Raw genomic sequence first — 20,974 nt, forward strand, 5'->3', positions numbered from 1 at the left:
ATGTTTGTATTCCGTAGAATACGATTTTTGCCTCATCGTTCAGTTTTCAAAGTTCGTCGTGTCGTTTTCAGCGACTTTAATAAGATATCACGGAATAACTTAAGCGTCAATCCTTTTTTGAAATCTTTTTTCTTTCCCGTCACCGTCCAGCGCGTGTTGCCCTGTCGACATGTATTAATATACTATCTCGGTATAATATCGTCAATAGTTTTTCTAAAAAAACTTTTGAAATCTTTTTTCTTCTATATATAGCAAAAACAATTCTAGGAAAAAGTAAAGCCGATCGTCATACGACCGGCTCATACGTCACGAGTTCGACTCCCGCCCCTTTAGTCGTTTGATATGAGATACGAATCAAACCTTTTCGCATGAAGAAATCGATTAAGCTGCTCAAATCTACTTTAACTTCTTGCAGTCGTTCTTCTTCCATCAATTCATACATCGTCCAAGGATCCGTCCGTTCACGCATAATTTCGAATAAATAGCGTCCTCCCGATAAAACCTTGGACTGCAAAAGGTGCTCAAGCCCAATCAAAGCAAGATGAATACGTTGATCTAGTGTCTCTTCACTCATCAATAATTGCTCGTATAGTTTATAGACATCCGGGTCATCGAGTCGCGCCTGTTCCCAAACGACCGTTTCAGGATGTTTTCCTTTTTCGAGGACGGATAACCGTGCGAGGTGATGTAACGCATGATGGACATGTGTATAGGCATCATAATGATGTCCGCGACTAAACAAGTTTCTTCCATCTTGGAAACGACGCAACAATTTAGCAAAGGAAATCGTCATCTGTAAATATCGTTCCTCATCAGGAAAATTGAGTAATTGTCTTTTTAAGTCAACTAAGTAATCGTTTCGTTCGAATACGATCGTCCCTTCAGCAATCCAATGAATTGCTCGTCGATTAGCGTTCAATAAAATCCAACGCGATAACACATCCTCGTGTACAAGATGTAAAGATACTTTCAACGTATTCAATCGGTAATGTTTAATCGTCCATTCGACTTCCGGATCTCTTGTGATGACAACAAGAAGTGTATCAAATTGATCCGTCAGGGAATCCCGTGGTTGTCGTTTTTCGACCGCAATGATTCCTTGAGTTTCACGATAAGCCGCGTATTCCGAATAAATCGTTCGTGTTGCTTGTTCCATTTACTTCTCACCCTTCTATACGAACTCGTCGTTACCATTTTCGACAAAAAAACAAGCTTTCCTTCTTCAGGCAATCCCACTTCTTATGCTAGACTGACAACAGGGGGAATTCACTTGAAAAAACAACGTAAAAATAAAATAAACCGCGCGCGAAACTTAGCTATGTTTCTCGTCTTCGGTGGGATGCTCGTCATGTATGGCGGTCTATTACTCAAACAATTCGAGATCATCATGGTCTTACTCATGCTTCTCGGTTTCGTCATGGTTCTCGCCAGTACGGCACTCTATTTCTTGATTGGTCTGACATCAACGAAGGCAGCTGTCGTCACTTGTCCGAACTGTGGAAAAGAAACAAAAGTTCTTGGTCGCGTCGACTTATGTATGCATTGCGATGAACCACTGACGATGGATCCATCTCTTGAAGGTAAAGAATTCGATGAAAAATATAATAAACACAATAAACGAGCTCCCCGCTAAGGCAGCTCGTTTTTTTATTGGACATTCGATTGACAGTCCGGGCAAGTTCCGTACACTTCTAATCGGTGACGATCGACTTTAAAGCCTGTTAAGTGCGCCGCAACCGTTTCGACATCATCGAGCACAGGATAGTTGAAGTCAACGATCTTTCCGCAATTTTCACAGATCATGTGGTAATGGCGTGTCGTAACGAAGTCGAAGCGACTTGAAGCGTCTCCGTAATTCATTTCCTCAACGATTCCTTTTTCTCGAAACACGCGTAAGTTATTATATACAGTCGCCACACTCATGTTTGGAAAACGATGTTCGAGTGCACGATAAATCTCATCCGCTGTCGGATGCGTGTGTCCCGTCGTTAAATATTCCAAAATCGCGTGACGTTGTGGTGTCATTCGAACGCCTGATTCCCGAAGTGACTTCACGGCGTCATCCAGCATTTCGTTAGCCACGTCCATCCCCTCATTTCTATCTTTCATTGATTATCAGATTGTAATCTTTATAATTAGTCTACCTACAAATAGGCATTCCGTCAACGGCTCTGCACCGGATTTGACGTCCATGATACAATCATATCGTGATATTTTTCACGAATCATCGATTGGAGGAATCTTCATGTCTACCCATACTACTCGCCCTACTTCAGAGGCGTTATATGAAATCGCACAAGAGTGTATCGTTGGTGGCGTCAACAGTCCATCCCGTTCATTCAAAGCCGTCGGCGGCGGTGCACCTGTCTATATGGAAAGCGGAAAAGGTGCTTACTTTTATGATGTCGATGGCAATCGCTACATTGATTACTTAGCGGCCTACGGTCCGATCATCACAGGACACGGTCACCCCCACATTACGGAAGCGATCACACACGCTGCCCAGAACGGTCTTCTTTATGGCACGCCCCACCGTCTAGAAATCGACTTTGCACATAAACTACAAAAAGCAATTCCTTCGCTCGAAAAAGTACGTTTTACGAACTCCGGAACGGAAGCCGTCATGACGACGATTCGCGTCGCACGAGCATATACAGGTCGTGAGCTTGTCGTGAAGTTCAGTGGCTGTTACCACGGTCACTCGGATTTGATGCTGATCGCAGCAGGAAGTGGTCCAGCGACACTTGGTTCTCCCGATTCAGCAGGTGTCACGAAAGCGACGGCAAAAGAAGTCATCACGACACCGTTCAATGATATCGAATCCTATCGTCAAATCATGGAACAATGGGGCGATCAAGTCGCTTGTGTACTCGTTGAACCGATCGTCGGAAACTTCGGTATCGTCGAACCGCAACCTGGATTCCTTGCTGCAGTCAACGAAATCACGCATGCTCACGGCGCACTTGTTATTTACGATGAAGTCATCACTGCATTCCGTTTCACATACGGCAGTGCACAAGAACTACTCAATATCCGCCCCGATATGACGGCGCTCGGCAAAATCATCGGTGGTGGTTTACCGATCGGTGCTTATGGTGGTCGTAAAGAAATCATGGAACACGTCGCGCCACTCGGTCCGGCTTATCAAGCAGGTACGATGGCAGGGAACCCAGCATCCATGGCTGCCGGTATCGCTTGTCTTGAATTACTTGAGCAGCCTGGTGTCTATGAAAAACTTGATCACCTCGGTGCCTTACTCGAACAAGGTGTACTGGAAGCAGCAAAACGTCATGACGTCACGATTACGATCAACCGTCTAAAAGGTGCCATGACGGTCTACTTCACGGATGAAACAGTCATCGATTACGATGGTGCAGAACGTGCAGATAGCGAGATGTTTGGACGTTTCTTCAAATTGATGCTGGAAGAAGGCGTCAACCTCGCTCCTTCGAAATACGAAGCGTGGTTCTTGACGACAGAACATACGGAAGCCGACATCACAGAGACGATCGCAGCAGTCGATCGTGCCTTTGCTCGACTTTAAGTCTCTTCACTAAAAAAGCAGCGCCCTCGCAAGGGGCGCTGTTTTTTGTTATTCGACGAGTTCCAGATTTTGAATGGCATACAGTTCAAAATAAGCGCCTCGTTTTTGCATGAGAACTTCGTGTGTGCCAATTTCCGTAATCTGACCATTTTCAATGACGACGATCTTATCGGCATCGGTAATCGTTGATAAACGGTGCGCGACAGTAAACGTTGTCCGCCCTTTTGCAAGACGTGCTAACGAATCTTGAATCATCGCTTCGCTCTCTAAATCGAGCGCACTCGTCGCCTCATCTAAGATTAGAATCGGCGGATTCTTCAAGAAGACCCGCGCAATCGCAAGACGTTGTTTTTGACCACCCGATAGCTTAACGCCTCGTTCTCCGACCGGCGTATGATAACCGTTTGGTAATCGTTCGATGAATTCGTGGGCATTCGCTGCTTTTGCTGCTGCGATGACTTCCTCGTCCGTCGCGTCCGGATTCCCCATCTTGATGTTCATTTGGACCGACTCACTAAATAGAATCGATTCCTGCATGACCATCCCGATCTGATCGCGAAGACCTCGCAACTTCAAGTCACGAATATCAACATCGTCAAGCGTGATCCGACCGGCAGACACATCATAAAAACGCGGAATCAAACTGACGAGCGTTGATTTCCCGCCACCTGACATCCCGACGAAAGCAATCCGTTCGCCTGCCTGAACGTCAAGCGTCAAGCGATCGATCGCCAGCTCACCGCCTTCTTCGTAAGCGAAACTGATGTTTTCAAATTGAACGTTTCCGCGGACATCTTTCGGTTCACGCGCATTCGGTTTTTCCGTAATGTCATACGGCTCATCTAAAAACTCGAACATCCGGTCCATCGAGGCAATCGACTGTGTCAACGTCGTTGAAGAGTTGACGAGACGACCGAGCGGTGCATACAGACGGTCGATATAACCAATGAACGCGACCATCGTCCCAAGTGTCACTTGATTGTTCAAGACGAAGAACGCCGCCGTTCCGAAGATCAGGATTGGTGCGAAGTCCGTAATCGTCGAGACGACGACGTACGTCCGCGCATTCCAGTTCGTTTGACGAAGCGCTGCTTTTAAAAAGCCGTCATTTTGATGTTTGAACGCTTTGTTCTCGTGTGGTTCCAGTGCAAAACTACGAATGACTGCCATCCCGTTGACCCGCTCCGTCAAATGACCTTGTAGTTCCGCAAGGGCTGCCGAACGTTCCCGTGTCAATCCACGTAAGCGACCGTAAAAGAACTTAACGGCAAGGGCATAGAAGGGTAAAGGAATGATGGCGACGAGTGTCAACTTCGGATCAATCGTCCACATGATGGCAATGGCAATAAAAATCGTGATCATATCAAGCCATAGATTCATTAATCCTGTGACGACGAAGTCTTTCGTCTGCTCGACATCATTGATGATCCGCGAAATGACTTCTCCGGTTTTCGTATTCGAATAAAAACGAAGCGACAATTTCTGAACATGATCAAACAATCGGTTCCGTACGTCAAATAGAATCTTCGACGCTGACCATTGTGCGAGATATTGACGGACATATTCAAGCGGCGGCTTGACGATCAAGAAGATGAAGACACCTGCTCCGATCAAATACGCCAATTGCTTACTTTTTTCCGCCATTGGCATCGTGTTCCCGGTTAGGATATGGTCGATGATGTACTTATACAACAATGGAAGTCCGAGCGGGATCGAGAACTTGATGATCCCGACGAAGACCGTCAAGAGGATCTGTTTTTGATACGGCTTGACAAACGCCATATAGCGGCGAATCGAGCCTTGGTGCTTACGTTTTGCTTGTGTTGCCACGTGTTTCACTTCCTTCAACTAAAAAAAGACGATGGCGAACCATCATCTCCGATATCTTGTTTCATATTCACGATACCACATATCCACGAAAGCCGGGTTAAATGGACCCTTGCGACTACGAATCCACTGGATCAGGATTTGGACATTGTCTTTCAAAATACGATCGATCGCCTTCGGATAATTCATCTCGCGGCGATGTTTCTCATATTCGTCCTCATCGAGGATCATGTAGGACATATCCGGATATACTTTGATATCTAAATCATAATCAATGTACTTGACTGCTCGATCTTTCTCATCGAACGTAGAAGGTGATCCGAGGTTGCAGTAGTAGTAAATGCCATCCTCCCGAATCATACAAATGACATTGAACCAGAGTTCTGTTGAAAAATAACAGATTGCAGGCTCTCGCGTTCGCCACTGACGACCATCCGATTCACTGACCATGATGCGATCATTGAACCCAATCAATTCTTCTTCCGTCGATTTCAGCACGAGCGTTTCTTCCCAAACTCTGTGTAAGCTCCCGTTATGTTTGAAACTTTGAATCTCAATCTTGCTACTTTCTTTTGGGAATCGACTCATGTGCTACTCCTTTCTAAAGCGTTTTTCTTCCATTCTGTTATACTCTCGTGCTTATTATACCCATTTTCAGAACACATGAAAAACGAAAGGGTATTTTTTCAGAAAAATGACGGAATTCAGCCTTGAAAGTGATTCAAAATCGCATTTTTTCGCTGTTTGAACATCGGTTTCAAGATGAATGCTTCGATGACGAAGGCTGGTAAGAAGGAGGCATACGTCACTTCATCCATGAAATAGACGCCAGATTCACGTTCTTCGACTCGGTGCACGTGGCACCAGGCACGAAACGGATACGGCACTTTTGTACCAACATCGACGAAGACATATTCTTCTACGAAAGGAATCCAAGACGTCCACGAAACAAATAGTGGTGAAACTCCGACACGTAGACGAATCGTATTCCCGGCTCGCGTCCGTGTATCACCCGACGTCTTCACTTGCGGAAATACCGTCAATCGACTCAATGCCTTGGCATCACTTAAAAAATCCCACGCTTGCTTCTTTGATGTATCGACACGCGTCTCAAATCGAAAAGTATGCATTAGATCTCCCCCTTTAATAGTCGATCAATCTTCATTTGGGCGACAGATATCGGATGCGTCGCATACGTTTCCTGATCAACTAGTATCGTCTGGTCCGGCTGTTCCGTCACGCGATAGACAGCAATCTCCCAAATCCGGTGCGAAAAGATGTGTCGAACATGTCCGATAAGCGTTCCGTCACGCTCTTCTTCTGCTTCTCGAAGTGGGTATTGCCACATGCCAGCAAGCAAACCGGTCTCCGCCCGTTGTTCAATTGCGATTTTTCCGTCTGCTTCATAAACAAGAGCATCATACGGAATAATTTGCGTCTTCCCTTTCTTCGTCTTCACAGGTAGTTCTTCCTGTGCATTTCGATCATATGCAAAACAAACGTCTTGAACAGGACAAAGTCCACACATCGGAGACTTCGGTGTACAGACCATCGCGCCGAGTTCCATCAAGCCTTGATTGAAACTGGACGGATCAGCTGGATCAATCAATTGATGTACCGCCGCCTCAAACAATTTCCGTGTCTTCGGTGCAGCAATGTCTTCATAAATCCCAAGTACACGTGAGAGGACGCGCATCACGTTTCCGTCTACTGCTGGTTCTGCTTGCCCATAAGCAATCGATAGAACCGCTCCTGTCGTGTACGGACCGACACCCTTCAGTTGACTGAACAATTCCTTTTCGTCCGGAACGATCCCATCATATTTTTCAACAACTTCCTGAACCGCGATTTGAAGATTCTTGACACGGGAATAGTACCCTAAGCCCTCCCAATGTTTGAGCACTTCACTTTGATCCGCTTCTGCTAAATCATGCGGTGTCGGAAAACGTTTCGTGAAGCGCTCATAATACGGGATGACTGTATCAACGCGCGTTTGTTGAAGCATGATTTCACTAATCCAGATATGATATGGGTTTTTGGTTCTTCGCCACGGGAGATCCCGCTGTTCACGAAGGAACCAGGCAATCAGTTCTGTGGTAAATTGTGTTTTATTAAAGTTTGTGAAATATTCTTGAACGACAGTCAAAAGGTTACCTCTTTTCTCTTGGATACGATATATTTATTAAAAATTACTCGGCAGAACCTCGATGGATTCACCATCACGATTTTATAGAAGGAGCGAATTCGCATTGGATACTGGTACGCATATCGGCATGGGACTTTGTCTCGCCGCCATCTCGACGCTACACCCTGACGTCGCAGCGAGCACGACGCTGTTTGCTGCCGTGACGACGACGGCGCTCGTCGGCTCACACGCACCGGACTTCGACACTGTCTTTAAGTTCAAAGGAAACAGCGCCTATTTGCGCCAACATCGCGGAAAATCACACGGATTGATCGCCTTACTCGCCTGGCCGTTATTACTTTCGATCGTCATCGGTACGTTATTCGGTATACCTCCGACTTCATTATGGCTGATGGCGCAGATCGCTGTCGCTCTTCATGTCTTCGTCGATCTGTTTAACGCTTACGGAACACAAGCCTTACACCCGTTCAAAAAATCCTGGATTGGTTGGGGTGTCATCAACACATTTGATCCGTATCTGTTCACGATGTATTATGCCGCGTTCGGGATTTGGTTATTGACGAAAGCGACGATCGTCATCTTCCCGATTTTAATTGCCATCGTCATTATTTACTACGCTGTTCAATTCAAGTTACGAAATGACGCGCTTGCGACCGCAGCGCGCTATTATCGCGGCGCACACAAGCTTTTCATCTCACCTGGCATGAAATGGGATGAGTGGCATGTCGCAGCACGTTTACGCGATGAGTATTCCGTCGTTAAGATCAACAGTGGAACCGTCGTCGAATGCGGAAACTTCCGGATCAAGGACGAACCGCATGGTGACGCCTTGTACGAAATTGTTAAACAAAACGCGGACTTGCAAGCATTTCTTGAGTTCTCGAAGATTCATACGTATACGGTCTCACGAAAAGATGGCATTGTCGAATACCGTTTCACCAACCTTCGTTATTTCACGAAGGAAGTCTATCCATTCGTTGCCGTCGTCAGAATCGACGCTGCTACACAAGAAATCGTCAGCTCCTATACCGGCTGGGTGTTCAGCGAACGGACTTTGCAGAAAAAACTGTTCATCCCTGCATTATAAAGACAAAGCTCCGCGCAACGGAAATCCCGATGTGCGGAGCTTTTTTCATTCGACGTTTCGACCTGTCATCAAATGCTTGAATTTTTCGTTCGTCGTATTAAATCGGTGTAACATCGCCCCATGCTGTTTAATCTGTTGCTCGACGAAATGAACTGCAACGGCTTCACCTTGATACTTCTCACCTGCGCGCGCGAGTGTTGCTTCGAAATCTTCCCATAAGACTTCGACCCATGTTAATGCCTCGTCAGAGGTCAGTACGTCGTTTACTTGTAGTAATTCTTCAGCCAGTTGCTTTAGTGCTTGTTCTCGATTCGTCATGCCTGCTCCCCCTCTCCTGTGAATAATGCGAGCGGAATCGCGACTTCTTGAGCAGTTCCTTCAAAATGTCCCCAGCCCATGACGCCATTGACGAAGTGTAACTCAAATCGCGCCTCTTCTCCTTCAATTCGGTAAAAGGCTCCCCGTTCGAATCGTTTCGGATCGATCAAATAACTTTTCGCAATAGCGATTTTTCGCGTCACGACTTCCACTTCACTGACGTTCCCGTGTTGCTCCGCTTTTCGTTTTTGTTCACTTAATTTCGTGATCAACATCTCAAGTTCGTATTTCGATAATTGACTCATCCGTGTCTCCATTACAAAAACTCCCCCTCTTCGTTTTTCAGTATAAACGAAAAGGAGGAGAAACTGGATGGATTAGCTTGATTTCAATTCTAGATTCCGCTTACTTTGTAATGCATACATTTTCGCATAAATCCCGGACATCGCGAGGAGTACATCATGGGATCCTCGCTCGACGATCTGACCATGATCGAGAACAAGAATCTCGTCCGCATCCTTGATCGTCGACAAGCGATGGGCAATGATGAACGTCGTTCGTCCTTTCGTTAATGTCAGCAAGGCATCTTGAATGACCGCTTCCGTTTCCGAGTCAACACTCGCTGTCGCTTCGTCAAGAACTAGGATTGCAGGGTCAAACGCTAGCGCACGGGCAAAACTGATCAACTGTCGTTCCCCCGCTGATAACGTGGCACCTTTTTCGATGACTGGTTCATCGAGCCCGTTCGGTAAACGATCAATGAATCGATCCGCGCCGACGGCTTCGATCGCTTGTCGTACCCGTTCTTCGGAAATATCAGGATTGCCGAGTGTGATGTTCGAGCGAATTGTTCCTGTGAAGAGGAACGGATCCTGTAAGACGATCCCCATATGCTCACGAACCGCTTGTTTCGGTAAAGTCGTCACGTCCTGTCCGTCAATCAACAACTGTCCTTTTGACGGATCATAGAAACGCATCAGCAGGTTCATGATGGAGCTTTTCCCGCTACCCGTATGACCGACGAGGGCAATCGTCGCGCCAGGACGAGCATCGATTTGAATTTCACGTAATACGGGATTTCCCGCTTCGTAACTGAATTCGACGTCTTTGAAGGATACCGCTCCTTTAAACCGAGCAACGCGCCCTTGTTCGACCGGCTCGCCCTTTTCGTCGAGCAACTGGAACATTCGGTCCGCTGACACGAGCGCTTGTTGCAGCGGTGACAGCTGATTCATGATTTGAGTGACCGGTTCGAATAAACGGGACACGTAATCGATATACGCATATAAGATCCCGAGTGATAAAAACGATCCATTCGTCAGACTTTTTCCGCCGACGACCCAAATCAACAAGGCGAGCGTCAAGTTTTTCAAAAAGTAGGATAAGTTGTGTGACATCAAGGCATCAAGTCGTAACAACTTTGCCCGTGTCTGATAGTTCTCTTCATTCTTTTGTTCGAATTCAGCAAGAACTTCCTTCTCACGTGCATAAGCCTGAATGATTGGCATCGTCTGGATGTTCTCATTCAGTTGACCATTCATGTCGGCAACGAGGGAGCGGACCTTGAAGTTATTCTTCGTCGCGAGTTTCTGGAACAGCTGAATCCAGAAATAGACGATCGGAATGATGATCAGCGAGACGAGTCCTAAGCGATAATCGAGGAAGAACATCGCGACGAGAATCCCTGCCATCGTGATGATCCCCGAGAAGACCCGGGCGAGCACACCGAGATAAAGATCGCGAATCGTCTCCGTATCATTCGTGACTCGACTAACGATTTTCCCGATTGGCGTCTGATCGAAATAACGGACCGGTAACCGTTGCAGATGCGTAAAGACATCAAGACGCATCCGTTTAATGATTTTATGGGCAGAGCGTTGGAGCAAAATTTGTTGAATCCAGTTCAAACCAGCTGCTGCAAGCAGCAAAAGGACGTAGATCAACGATAACCAGCCAATCGCTTTTAAGTCCTTTGAATAAAAATCATAGACCTGCCCTTGTGTCAGCTTTTGAATACCGTCATACGTGTATACATCGTTTCCACGCGTGACCGTCAGCGTATTCCCACTAATTTTCCGTTCTCCTCCACTGACGACTTGTTTTGGTACGAACAAGTATCCCTTAGCCGTTTGGACGATCGAGACGGATTGAACGATTTCACTTTTAGATACGTCTTGTGCTTTGGCGAACTGACGACCATCATACGTGACCGCACCGTCCGCTTTAACTTCAACCCAGTCCTTTTCAATCGCAACGATATGTTCATCAATGATGACTTTGGCGATATACGGACCTGTCAATTCCGCTCCGACTGCTAATACGAGTAGAAACAATCCTAAGAAAATTGCTTTTTTCTCATGCATCGCATAGCGGATTAACGAACGGATCGTCGTCTTCCGACGTGCCGGATCGAGTTGATATAATTCCAATTCATTCATGCAAAGGCACCTCCTTACATCTCTTCACTTTGTCGCTCGAATTGTTGAGCGTACCAGCCATTTTGTGCCATCAGGCTGTCATGTGTTCCTCGTTCAGAAATCATTCCGTCTTGTAAGACGATGATTTCGTCCGCATGTGCCACTGCCGATAAGCGATGGGCAACAATTAATGTCGTGGATTGGTGGCGATTCGATCGAATCGAATCAATGATATGTGATTCCGTTTTCGCATCTACCGCTGATAATGAATCATCCAGCAACAGCAACTCTGGTTTTTTTAACATCGCCCGCGCGATTGACAGACGTTGCTTTTGTCCTCCCGACAACGTGATGCCACGTTCACCGACCATCGTCTCAAGTCCTTGTTCCAGCGTTTCGATATCTTTTTCGAACGATGCGAGACGAATCGCTTCCTGCAATTCAGCTTCTGTCGCTTCACCTGCACCAAACAGAATATTGTCCCGGACGGATTTTGAGAACAGCAAATGTTCTTGAGAGACGTAACCGGTCCATCCGCGAACCGTCTCTAGCGCAACATCTTCATACGGTACGCCGTTGACTGTCAACATGTCCCGTCCGATTGGATACTCACGTAAGAATTGACGCAAGAACGTCGTTTTCCCGGATCCTGTTGGTCCGACAATACCGATCGTTGTTCCTTGTTCAATCGTCATATTCAAATCTCGTAAGACCGGATGCGCTGTCTCTGGATACGTAAACGTCAAATCGTTCATCTCGATCCGTTCAGGGCGATCGACGTGTTTCCGCGGTGTCGAAGCAATCAACGGTTTGACTCGCATCGTTGCTTCTAAACGATCAAGACTTGCTGTTCCGCGCTGGATGACATTGATCAATTCACCAAAGGCGTACATCGGCCAAATCAGCATCCCGAGATAGATGTTAAAGGCGACCAATTGTCCGAGCGTGATGTCGTTCGTAAAGACGAGATATGTCCCGAACGATAAGCCGATCAAGTAACTGAACCCGACGAGCAGCTTGATGATCGGTTCAAATAAGACATCGATTTTTGCGACGTGCATATTTTTCTCAAAAACATCCGTCGTGACATCATCGAACCGTTTAACATCGACTGGTTCTTGTACGAATGAGCGGATGACACGCAGGCCGGAAATCGATTCGACGACCTGGTCATTCATCGTTCCGAATGAATCCTGAGCCGTGATGAAACGTCCGTGAATTTGACTCCCGAGCTTATTCATCGCGTAAGCGAGAAGTGGCATCGGTAACAAGGCAGCAAGCGTCAGCTTCCAATCGATCGCTACCCCCATGACGACGAGCGTGATTGCCGTCATGTTCAACGAGTCGACGAGCGTCAAGACACCAAATCCGGCTGTCCGCTCGACCGCCTTTAAGTCGTTCGTCGCGAGTGCCATCAAGTCTCCCGTCCGATTCTTTTGATAGAACGTCGGCGTCAGTTTCAATAAGTGCGTAAAGAAGCGGCTCCGAAGTGTCCGTTCTAATAAAAAGGCCGTTCCGAATAATTTCGCTAACCATTGATACGTCAAGATGAAGGACACAATGGAGATGACCGTTAATCCGCCGACATACTGTAAGAGTGTCGTCCGGTCCATCGATCCTGATCGTAAACCGTCGATGACCTTACCGATCAGCCACGGTGGCGTTAAATCGATGAAGCCGGTGATGATTAACAAGATGACTGCTACGAGATACGATGATTTGTGTTCTTTAAGAAACCAACTCAATTGCTTAAATAAACGCATGAGGGTCCCCCCTTTACTGTAAAATGAAGTACTTTTTCCGAGCACGCAAAAAGGCATACGGATTTCCGGATGCAGTCCGAGAATCAGTATGCCTTGAAATGGGCATGATCCATTCTTGTTCGTCTGCGCGCTCGGGAGACGAATCCCCTTGCTCGCACATGAAATGAATTACTTAAACGCGCTCAAGAGTCTCCGTCGTATTCAGCTGTTGGATATGAGTGAAACCAATTGGCTTTTTCATAGGACGGTTCCTCCTTTTCTTAGTCTGTGCGTAGAATAGCACAATTGTCGGATAATTGTCAATTTTTCGTCTTGCTTTTATTATTCCGCCTCTTCTTCTTTGACTTGTTCAAGGACTTGAGCTGCTAAACCGTATGGAAATCCTTTTCGAACAAGTGCTTGCTTCACCTTTTGTTCACGCTCGAACGGTTCAAGTTGCCGATATTTCGGATAATACTTACGCGCTTGATAAAGGGCCGCCTGTTCTTCTTCGTCACCTTCTTCAGCTAAAAACACCTCTTCTATGCCCGCTTTAATCAAATCGGACGAGAAACCACGTTGCATAAGCGTTAATTGTAATTTTTGTGTCAGTTCCCGCACGGATCGTCGTTGAAGCTCTTTTTGTTTTTGCCGCAAAAACTTCAGGACTTTTTCGTATTCCTCTTCATCAGTAAACGTCACGATCGCTTCATCAATCGCCGTCTTTGGTATCTTCAATGCCTCAAGGTCGCGGCGAATCCGTCCCGGTCCTTGAGGTGTCGTCGCTTTTTTCGTTGCCGTATAAGCAAGTGCGAACTGTTGATCATCCAGATAGCGTTGCTCCGTCAATCGCTCGATTGCATGTTTGATCGCATGCTCCGGTGTCTCTTTCTCCGTTAAATAGGCGACGACTTCACTCGTCGCCCGCATGCGGTACGATAGATGATTCAACGAGAGACGATATGCTTTTTGCTGTTCTTCAGCCGTCAACACTTCCTTGACGAAGTCGTCATCGAGTTCCTTATCGCGTTGCAGATTGTATTTAATTAAGATATCGACGTCTACGGCAAAGGCATACTCTTCTTTGCCATCACGCTCGACATAGATATTGAATCGTTCGCTGTTCTTTTTCTGCGTCGAGATCCGTTTGATCTTCATGTCGTTCCCTCCCCTAACCTGATTCGGTAGTTCTACGATATCATGAACAGGCAGGTCTATGTTTGAGTGAAACCATGGAACGGGAACAAATGGAAAGAAGCTACTTTTACTTATTTCAAGGAGGATGGATTACATGAACATTGCGATTACCGGTGGAACCGGTATGATTGGTCAAGCCTTGACGAAGCGTTTGCTCGAGCAAGGACATCACATCTTTATCTTGACGCGTCATCCGAAAGCGAACGATGCGCATATCACATATATCAAGTGGATGACAAAAGACGCAAAGCCGGAACAGCACTTAGAGGGCGTCGATGCCTTCATTCATCTTGCTGGTACTTCGATCAACGATGGACGTTGGACGGATGAACGCAAACGTGCCATTCTCGACAGTCGCGTCAGCACGACGAAGGAACTCGTCCGGATCGTTGAAGCACTCGACCAAAAACCAGACGTCGTCTTATCTGCTTCTGCGGTTGGCATTTACGGACAGGATCGGCATCAGACCTTCTCTGAAGATCAACCACTTCCACCGACCGCTGACTTCTTAAGTCATGTCTGTGTCGCATGGGAAGACCTTGCTCGCCCGATTGCTGACGCCGGCATTCGTCTCGTCCATCCACGAATCGGGGTCGTCTTGACGAAAGCCGGTGGCGCTTATCCGTTAATGCGTCTCCCTTATGTCTTGTTTGGTGGTGGGACGATGGGCGACGGAAAGCAGTGGGTCTCCTGGGTCCACATCGATGATCTAGTCGAGTTATTCCTATTCGCGCTCGAGACCCCGACAGTCGAAGGACCGCTGAACATCACTGCTCCTCATCCGGAAACGATGCGGCGTTTCGGACAGACGATCGGAAAAGTCTTACATCGCCCACACTGGCTCCCGGCGCCACGCTTCGTGTTAGAACTCGCACTCGGCGAAAAGAGTACGATTGTACTAGAAGGAGCTCGTGTCGTTCCGAAAAAAGCGCTCGAAAACGGATACAAGTTTCGGTATGCTGAACTAAAGGATGCGTTACGAGCAATCGAGCATTCAAACTAGTACAGGGGTGGACGATACTTGGATATCTTGATTCGAAATGCACATATCTATCCGATTACTTCGGACAGTTTTTACGGTGACATCCGCATTCGTGATGGGAAAATCATTGAAATCGGTGAATTACTGGATCATTTAGAAAGCGATCAAGTCATTGAAGCAGAAGGTCACTTTTTATTGCCCGGTTTTATCGATGCCCATACACACCTTGGATTATATGATGAAGGTACCGGAACAGTCGGAAATGATGCGAATGAGACGATTTTCGCGATGACACCTCATCTTCGTGCCATTGATGGCGTCTACCCGCTTGATGAAGGCTTTAAGGAAGCCGTTCAACATGGGATCACGACCGTTCAAGTCATGCCCGGTAGCATGAACATCATCGGTGGCGTCACGAGTGTCATCAAGACGCACGGACGGTTCATCGATGATATGATCCTGCGAAAGTACGCGGGTCTGAAGGTGGCACTCGGTGAAAACCCGAAACGTGTCCATAGTGCTGGTCGTGCTGGTGAACTGACACGGATGGGCATCATGGGGATGTTGCGCGAAGCCTTTCTGGAAGTTCGGACGCAGCCCGTTTCTGAAACGTTCGCCCATCAAATGATCAAACGGGTCCTTGATCACAAAATGCCGCTTCGTGTACATGCGCATCGAGCAGATGACATCCTTTCTGCTATCCGTTTTGCGGAAGAGTTTGATCTTGATTTACGCATCGAACATTGTACGGAAGGTCATCTCGTTGCAAAAGAGATGGAACAGCTACCGATCGAAAAAGTGACGGTCGGTCCAACCTTTACACGAAAATCTAAAATCGAACTGAAGAATAAAACATGGGAAACGTATCGAGTTCTTCACGAACATGGTCTTGAAATCTCGATTACGACCGATCATCCGTACACACCTGTCCAGTACTTGAACCTTTGCGCCGGTCTTGCCGCACGAGAAGGTCTACCGGTCGATGTCGCTTTACGCGCGATCACGATTCATCCAGCCCGTTCGCTCGGTGTGGACGATCGGGTCGGATCGATTGAGATCGGAAAAGACGCGGATCTCGTCTTGTGGAGTCACTTCCCACTCGACTATTTAGCGAAGCCGCTCATGACGATGATCGATGGAAAAATCATTTTTGAACACGCTCAACTGAACTTGACTTAATCCGCCCCCCGCTAGGTGTTTTTTACACCTAGCGGGGGTTTTAAACGCTTATGGAAAACATCTTGTTTTTGTATCTTTTTTCACAAAAATTATTTTCTTGCAATTTTAAAAAAAGAAGGTAATATTATCTTATCCGACAACTGAAGAAGGCATACCATGCGCGGTTCAAACGAGTCAGACAGGTAGCTTTCGACAATCATTCTTGCGGTCCTAAAAGGAGGAATGGAAGTATGCTCAAGCAACGGGAGCTGAGCGACTGCGCTGATTTGTTCGAACTGATGCAGCATCAAGACGTATATCCGTACGTCCGCCAAAAAACACGGTACTTTGATGAATTTCTGTTTACTACAAAGCAGGCAATCGAAGAGGAAGAACGTGGCGAAATCGTATCACGTACTATCCTAGATGAATTCGATCAACCGATTGGTACGATCAGTTTACTCGATATCGAAGGACAATATGGGTTTCTCGGTACATGGTTAGGTAAACCGTATCATGGTAAAGGATACAATCATTTAGCGAAAGAAGCCTTTTTCTCTGAGCTGTTCTTCGATCTTGGATATGAGAGTGTCTTCATGAAAATTCGCAAAAGCAACATTCGGTCACAAAAAGCAGCTGAAAAATTGCCGTATGCATTTTGTGCGGATGAGTTGCGCCCTGCGCTTCTTGAGCAATTGAATGCTGGCGAGACGCAGTTCACGCTATATGAAGTCTCAAAATCTAGTTTCCACATGTACATTCATGGTCGGGAACTCGAAACACTATACGATCATCAACAACTCGAAGCATGAGAGCCTTGTCTCTCATGCTTTTTTGCGTCCACGCATGCGTTTATAAAGTTTGAAATGGTATGATAAATAAGAAAAATTATCTTTATGGAAGAAACCTTTTCTTCTACAGGAAATGGAGCGAAGACTAATGCCAGAATCGTTTAATATTCTCGTAGTAGATGATGAAGCACAAATGCGTGACCTTCTCGTCTCGAATCTCGAAAAAGAACACTACACGACGATGACAGCTTCTAACGGACAAGAAGCGATCCATCTCATTCAACAAAATACATTCCATCTCGTTCTACTCGATGTCATGATGCCGGAAATGGACGGCTTGACAGCCTGTATGCGCATCCGTGAGTTCTCAAATGTTCCGATCATCATGCTGACGGCACGTTCGGACGAGCTCGATCGGATTCACGGTCTGAAAATCGGAGCTGATGACTATATTACAAAACCATTCAGTCCCCGAGAATTGCTTGCTCGTATCGAAGCGACTCTTCGTCGTTCTCACCGTTTTACAGTTGATCAATCGGCTACTTTAACGCTCGGTATGCTTGAACTCGACACTGAAAGTCGGAGTGTCCACGTCAATGGCAAGCCGGTCAGTCTGACGCGTAAGGAATTTGATTTGTTACATCTGTTTGCTCAAAACAATGATAAGGTCTTTTCTCGCGAACAGCTACTCGATCAAATTTGGGGTGCGGATTATATCGGTAACTTACGGACGGTCGATACGCATATTAAAACACTTCGCTTAAAGCTCGGGGAAGCCGGTGGCTCGATTCAAACCGTCTGGGGCATCGGTTATAAATTCGAGGAAGTATGATTAAGCGCTATACGATCCGGCGCCGGATTTGGATTACGATTTGGTTTACAAGCGTTTTTTCTGCCATTTTATTTGTCCTGCTGACGTTTTATCTCTACGACCGGTTCTATCTTCAGACGCAAGAAGATATCTTATTGAACCGTGGGGAAAAGCTAATCAACATTTACAAATCCGAAGGCTTATCTGGTGCTTTTTATGATGGGATGACTTATACGAATGAATTGACGGAATCGAAAGTCTTCTTCATCGATTTTCTAAAGAAAAATCCGGCAGGACTCCGTTTTTTGACGAATGCGGACATCGAACAGCTTCGTAATGGTGAGACTGTCGTCTCGAGCCGGACCCATCCGATTGAAGGAACGGATATTCTAATGACCGGATTTCCGATCATCGAAAACAATCGACTGGTCGGTACGCTAATCTTGTACCTGGAACTTGGACAAATCAGTGAACCGTTCCGTCCACTCCGCCTGATGATCTTCTTCATGATTGGGCTGATCGTCTTGAATCTCGTCATCTTTGGTCGTCAGATTATTGATACAATCATTCGTCCGTTAATCGATATGAAGCGCGCATCAACGGTTTACGCGCAAGGTGACTTTGATTACCGGATTCCGATTCAATCGGATGATGAGATTGGCGAACTCGCAGAAACTCTGAATAAGATGGCGGAATCGCTTGGGGAAGTCGACGAGCAGCGGAAGGAGTTCCTTGCGAACGTCAGTCATGAATTGCGGACACCTCTCTCCTACATTCGTGGCTATACAGAGATGATGCAGGATGATTCGCTGGAGGAAGAAAAGCGTGCGCAATATTACCAGATCATCGAACGGGAAACGGAACGTCTGCAACGTCTCGTCAATGATCTGCTCGATCTCGCTCAACTTGAGCGCGATTCCTACCCGATGTCGAAGCAACCGCTCGTCTTCAGTCAAGTACTTGAGGATGTCATCTACCGGATGGAACCAATTGCTCAGTCGAAAGGGGTCACGTTCGTGATGCATCTCGATCCGGATCAAATCGTCTTAGGCGATACAGACCGTCTCGAGCAAGTCTTCGGCAATTTACTCGATAACGCCTTACGGTACACGCCGCCTGGCAAACAGATTTTCTTGTCGACTGAAACGATCGGCGACCGGACGCATTGCCTTATCCGGGACGAAGGAGAAGGCATTCCGGAAGAGCATCTTGATCGATTGACAAAACGCTTTTATCGCGTCGATAAATCACGGACGCGGAAAGATGGCGGAACCGGTCTTGGTCTTGCGATCACGAAACACATCATCGATCGTCATGATGGAACGATCCGGTTCGACTCCGTTCTTGGAGAAGGAACGACTGTTCACATCGAGTTACCACTTCTTCCGGATGAAGAAGATGGATTTGAATGATGGAACAACATGTCATCCAAACCTTTGAACTCTTCGGACCGTTCGCTCCGTTCGTTAGTGTCTTGATCGGCGTCGTCGTCAGTGTACTTGGTGTCCTACCGAGTACGTTCGTCACCGCTGCGAATCTCGTCTATTTCGGATTATGGATCGGCACATTGCTTTCTTTCACCGGTGAAGTCTTAGGTGCGGTTTGTGCGTTCCTAATTTACCGACAAGGACTGCAGTATGCCCTTCGTCGCCCGCTTCCAGATCGAGTCAATCGTTTGCAACAAAAGCTCCAAACACAACAAGGACATGAAGCTTTTTGGACGATCATCTTGTTACGGCTGTTACCATTTGTCCCGTCAGGCATCGTCAACATTGTCAGTGCTGCTAGTGGTATTTCCGTCTTACTCTTCCTAACTGCGAGTACGATTGGAAAAATTCCAGCGATGTTAGTCGAAGTGCTCGCTGTCCATCAATTCTTGCAATTCTCGTCCATCGTCCAATGGTCGATAGCAGGCGTGGCACTCGTTGGTTATCTGATTTATCGTAATCGCCAAAAACGAGCATCATCGATATAAAACTACAGGTTGTCTGAAAGGAAGTATCGTTCATGGAGTTAAGACGTTTTGGAACATCCGATCTATTCGTATCCCCGCTTGGGTTCGGAGCTGGTCACATCGGCGCAGAACAGATGACGGATCGCGAAGCAGTTTATTTACTCGAACAAGCACGTGATCTTGGCATCAATCTGATCGATACAGCACGCGGCTATGGCTTATCGGAGCAACGCGTCGGACAATTTCTAAAGAATCGTCGGCACGACGTCATTCTGTCGACGAAAGTCGGCTATGATGTTCCCGGTACGCAGGACTGGACCTTTGAAGCGGTCCATGGTGGCATCGATCAAGCCTTACAGACGATGCAAACGAATCATCTCGACATCGTACACTTACATTCTTGTAGTCGAGAAATCCTCGCTCAAAGTGACGTCATCGAAGCGCTTGAACAAGCAAAACAAGCTGGGAAAGTCCGAGTCATCGCTTATTCTGGTGACCGAGAAGATTTGCAGTATGCCATCAAAACGAAACGCTTCGATAGTTTCCAGACATCCTTCAATCTGTTTGATCAACGCGTCGATCAAGTCTTACCTACACTTTTGAATCACGGGGTCATCGCCAAACGTCCAATCGGTAATGCACCGTGGCGCTTCACGGATCGTCCGGTCGGACAATATGTTGAACCATACTGGGAACGAGCACAACAATTGGCTTATCCACTCGAGGAATCTAGCTGGCTTGAGACCGCGTTACGTTTTACAATTTTCGAACCAGGAATCACGACGGCCATCATCGGAACGTCTCGACCAGAACACCTCGCTTTGAACCAGCAATTGATTGAACGTGGTCCACTCCCAGCTGACCGCGTCAGTCAATTGAAGGAACGTTTTTCCGAATGTGATGCCACGTTCGATTATGTTTCGCAAACGTAAGTGAGCAGTCACAGAAAAAAAGCCCGTATGTCCACTCGTTCAAGGAGTGCATACGGGCTTTTTTCGCG

Annotated in this window: 21 protein-coding genes; 10 read left to right on the top strand and 11 right to left on the bottom strand. The window is 46.8% G+C overall.

Annotated elements, in window-relative coordinates; translation table 11 throughout:
• Positions 1–286: 286 nt before the first annotated feature.
• Entirely contained in the window at positions 287–1,156 is an 870-nt protein-coding gene (locus tag Q9R23_RS10155; RefSeq protein WP_311246996.1) for a nucleotidyltransferase-like protein, read from the bottom strand.
• 114 nt (positions 1,157–1,270) lie between these two features.
• On the opposite strand from Q9R23_RS10155, the gene Q9R23_RS10160 reads away from it, so the two are divergent.
• Complete coding sequence (locus Q9R23_RS10160; protein WP_029340912.1) at positions 1,271–1,633, top strand: DUF2614 family zinc ribbon-containing protein; 363 nt, start codon at positions 1,271–1,273, stop codon at positions 1,631–1,633.
• Positions 1,634–1,647: 14 nt separating this feature from the next.
• Here the strand turns inward: Q9R23_RS10160 and perR are convergent, their stop codons facing one another.
• Complete coding sequence (gene perR, locus Q9R23_RS10165) at positions 1,648–2,070, bottom strand: peroxide-responsive transcriptional repressor PerR (RefSeq protein ID WP_369792039.1); 423 nt, start codon at positions 2,068–2,070, stop codon at positions 1,648–1,650.
• Between the two features lie 175 nt (positions 2,071–2,245).
• On the opposite strand from perR, the gene Q9R23_RS10170 reads away from it, so the two are divergent.
• Complete coding sequence (locus Q9R23_RS10170; RefSeq protein ID WP_214856518.1) at positions 2,246–3,544, top strand: glutamate-1-semialdehyde 2,1-aminomutase; 1,299 nt, start codon at positions 2,246–2,248, stop codon at positions 3,542–3,544.
• Positions 3,545–3,592: 48 nt separating this feature from the next.
• Here Q9R23_RS10170 and Q9R23_RS10175 read toward each other — a convergent pair whose 3' ends face one another.
• The 4 genes from Q9R23_RS10175 to mutY all read right to left on the bottom strand — a co-directional run bounded on the left by Q9R23_RS10175 (position 3,593) and on the right by mutY (position 7,517).
• A complete protein-coding gene (locus Q9R23_RS10175) occupies positions 3,593–5,326 on the bottom strand; it encodes an ABC transporter ATP-binding protein (protein ID WP_214856525.1) in 1,734 nt (577 codons plus the stop codon).
• A gap of 90 nt (positions 5,327–5,416) precedes the next feature.
• On the bottom strand, positions 5,417–5,959 hold the full coding sequence (gene ntdP, locus Q9R23_RS10180; RefSeq protein WP_023467311.1) for a nucleoside tri-diphosphate phosphatase: 543 nt from the start codon (positions 5,957–5,959) through the stop codon (positions 5,417–5,419).
• A 116-nt stretch (positions 5,960–6,075) separates the two neighbouring features.
• On the bottom strand, positions 6,076–6,501 hold the full coding sequence (locus tag Q9R23_RS10185) for an SRPBCC family protein (RefSeq protein WP_035412732.1): 426 nt from the start codon (positions 6,499–6,501) through the stop codon (positions 6,076–6,078).
• The gene (mutY, locus tag Q9R23_RS10190) at positions 6,501–7,517 is read right to left on the bottom strand and encodes an A/G-specific adenine glycosylase (RefSeq protein WP_311246997.1); all 1,017 of its coding nucleotides are present in this window, start codon (positions 7,515–7,517) and stop codon (positions 6,501–6,503) included. The genes Q9R23_RS10185 and mutY overlap by 1 nt, the downstream gene beginning before the upstream one ends.
• A gap of 103 nt (positions 7,518–7,620) precedes the next feature.
• Here mutY and Q9R23_RS10195 point away from each other — a divergent pair, with 103 nt between their 5' ends.
• Entirely contained in the window at positions 7,621–8,604 is a 984-nt protein-coding gene (locus Q9R23_RS10195) for a metal-dependent hydrolase (RefSeq protein ID WP_311246998.1), read from the top strand.
• A 45-nt stretch (positions 8,605–8,649) separates the two neighbouring features.
• On the opposite strand, the gene Q9R23_RS10200 is transcribed toward Q9R23_RS10195, so the two are convergent.
• The 5 genes from Q9R23_RS10200 to Q9R23_RS10220 all read right to left on the bottom strand — a co-directional run bounded on the left by Q9R23_RS10200 (position 8,650) and on the right by Q9R23_RS10220 (position 14,239).
• Positions 8,650–8,922, bottom strand: coding sequence for a YfhJ family protein (locus Q9R23_RS10200; protein ID WP_311246999.1), 273 nt, complete (start codon positions 8,920–8,922; stop codon positions 8,650–8,652).
• Complete coding sequence (locus Q9R23_RS10205) at positions 8,919–9,239, bottom strand: DUF1811 family protein (RefSeq protein ID WP_056063669.1); 321 nt, start codon at positions 9,237–9,239, stop codon at positions 8,919–8,921. The genes Q9R23_RS10200 and Q9R23_RS10205 overlap by 4 nt, the downstream gene beginning before the upstream one ends.
• A gap of 60 nt (positions 9,240–9,299) precedes the next feature.
• On the bottom strand, positions 9,300–11,360 hold the full coding sequence (locus tag Q9R23_RS10210; RefSeq protein ID WP_214856513.1) for an ABC transporter ATP-binding protein: 2,061 nt from the start codon (positions 11,358–11,360) through the stop codon (positions 9,300–9,302).
• A 14-nt stretch (positions 11,361–11,374) separates the two neighbouring features.
• Positions 11,375–13,102, bottom strand: a complete 1,728-nt coding sequence (locus Q9R23_RS10215) for an ABC transporter ATP-binding protein (RefSeq protein WP_214856512.1) — start codon at positions 13,100–13,102, stop codon at positions 11,375–11,377.
• A 321-nt stretch (positions 13,103–13,423) separates the two neighbouring features.
• Entirely contained in the window at positions 13,424–14,239 is an 816-nt protein-coding gene (locus Q9R23_RS10220; protein ID WP_214856511.1) for a RecX family transcriptional regulator, read from the bottom strand.
• 133 nt (positions 14,240–14,372) lie between these two features.
• On the opposite strand from Q9R23_RS10220, the gene Q9R23_RS10225 reads away from it, so the two are divergent.
• The 7 genes from Q9R23_RS10225 (at position 14,373) to Q9R23_RS10255 (ending at position 20,906) form a co-directional block, all read left to right on the top strand.
• Positions 14,373–15,281, top strand: coding sequence for a TIGR01777 family oxidoreductase (locus tag Q9R23_RS10225; protein WP_311247000.1), 909 nt, complete (start codon positions 14,373–14,375; stop codon positions 15,279–15,281).
• 18 nt (positions 15,282–15,299) lie between these two features.
• On the top strand, positions 15,300–16,439 hold the full coding sequence (locus tag Q9R23_RS10230) for an amidohydrolase (protein ID WP_290758000.1): 1,140 nt from the start codon (positions 15,300–15,302) through the stop codon (positions 16,437–16,439).
• 230 nt (positions 16,440–16,669) lie between these two features.
• Entirely contained in the window at positions 16,670–17,230 is a 561-nt protein-coding gene (locus tag Q9R23_RS10235; protein ID WP_214856508.1) for a GNAT family N-acetyltransferase, read from the top strand.
• Between the two features lie 127 nt (positions 17,231–17,357).
• Positions 17,358–18,041, top strand: coding sequence for a response regulator transcription factor (locus Q9R23_RS10240; protein WP_023467299.1), 684 nt, complete (start codon positions 17,358–17,360; stop codon positions 18,039–18,041).
• Positions 18,038–19,432: a sensor histidine kinase gene (locus Q9R23_RS10245; protein ID WP_214856505.1), complete on the top strand. Its 1,395-nt coding sequence runs from the start codon at positions 18,038–18,040 to the stop codon at positions 19,430–19,432. Before Q9R23_RS10240 ends, Q9R23_RS10245 begins: the two co-directional genes overlap by 4 nt.
• Positions 19,429–19,995 carry a TVP38/TMEM64 family protein gene (locus tag Q9R23_RS10250; protein ID WP_214856504.1) on the top strand — a complete coding sequence of 189 codons (567 nt, stop codon included), beginning with the start codon at positions 19,429–19,431 and terminating at the stop codon, positions 19,993–19,995. The genes Q9R23_RS10245 and Q9R23_RS10250 overlap by 4 nt, the downstream gene beginning before the upstream one ends.
• A gap of 32 nt (positions 19,996–20,027) precedes the next feature.
• Complete coding sequence (locus tag Q9R23_RS10255) at positions 20,028–20,906, top strand: aldo/keto reductase (protein WP_214856503.1); 879 nt, start codon at positions 20,028–20,030, stop codon at positions 20,904–20,906.
• Positions 20,907–20,974 lie beyond the last annotated feature (68 nt).

The sequence above is a fragment of the Exiguobacterium sp. BRG2 genome (assembly GCF_031844245.1).
Classification (GTDB): Bacteria; Bacillota; Bacilli; order Exiguobacteriales; family Exiguobacteriaceae; genus Exiguobacterium_A.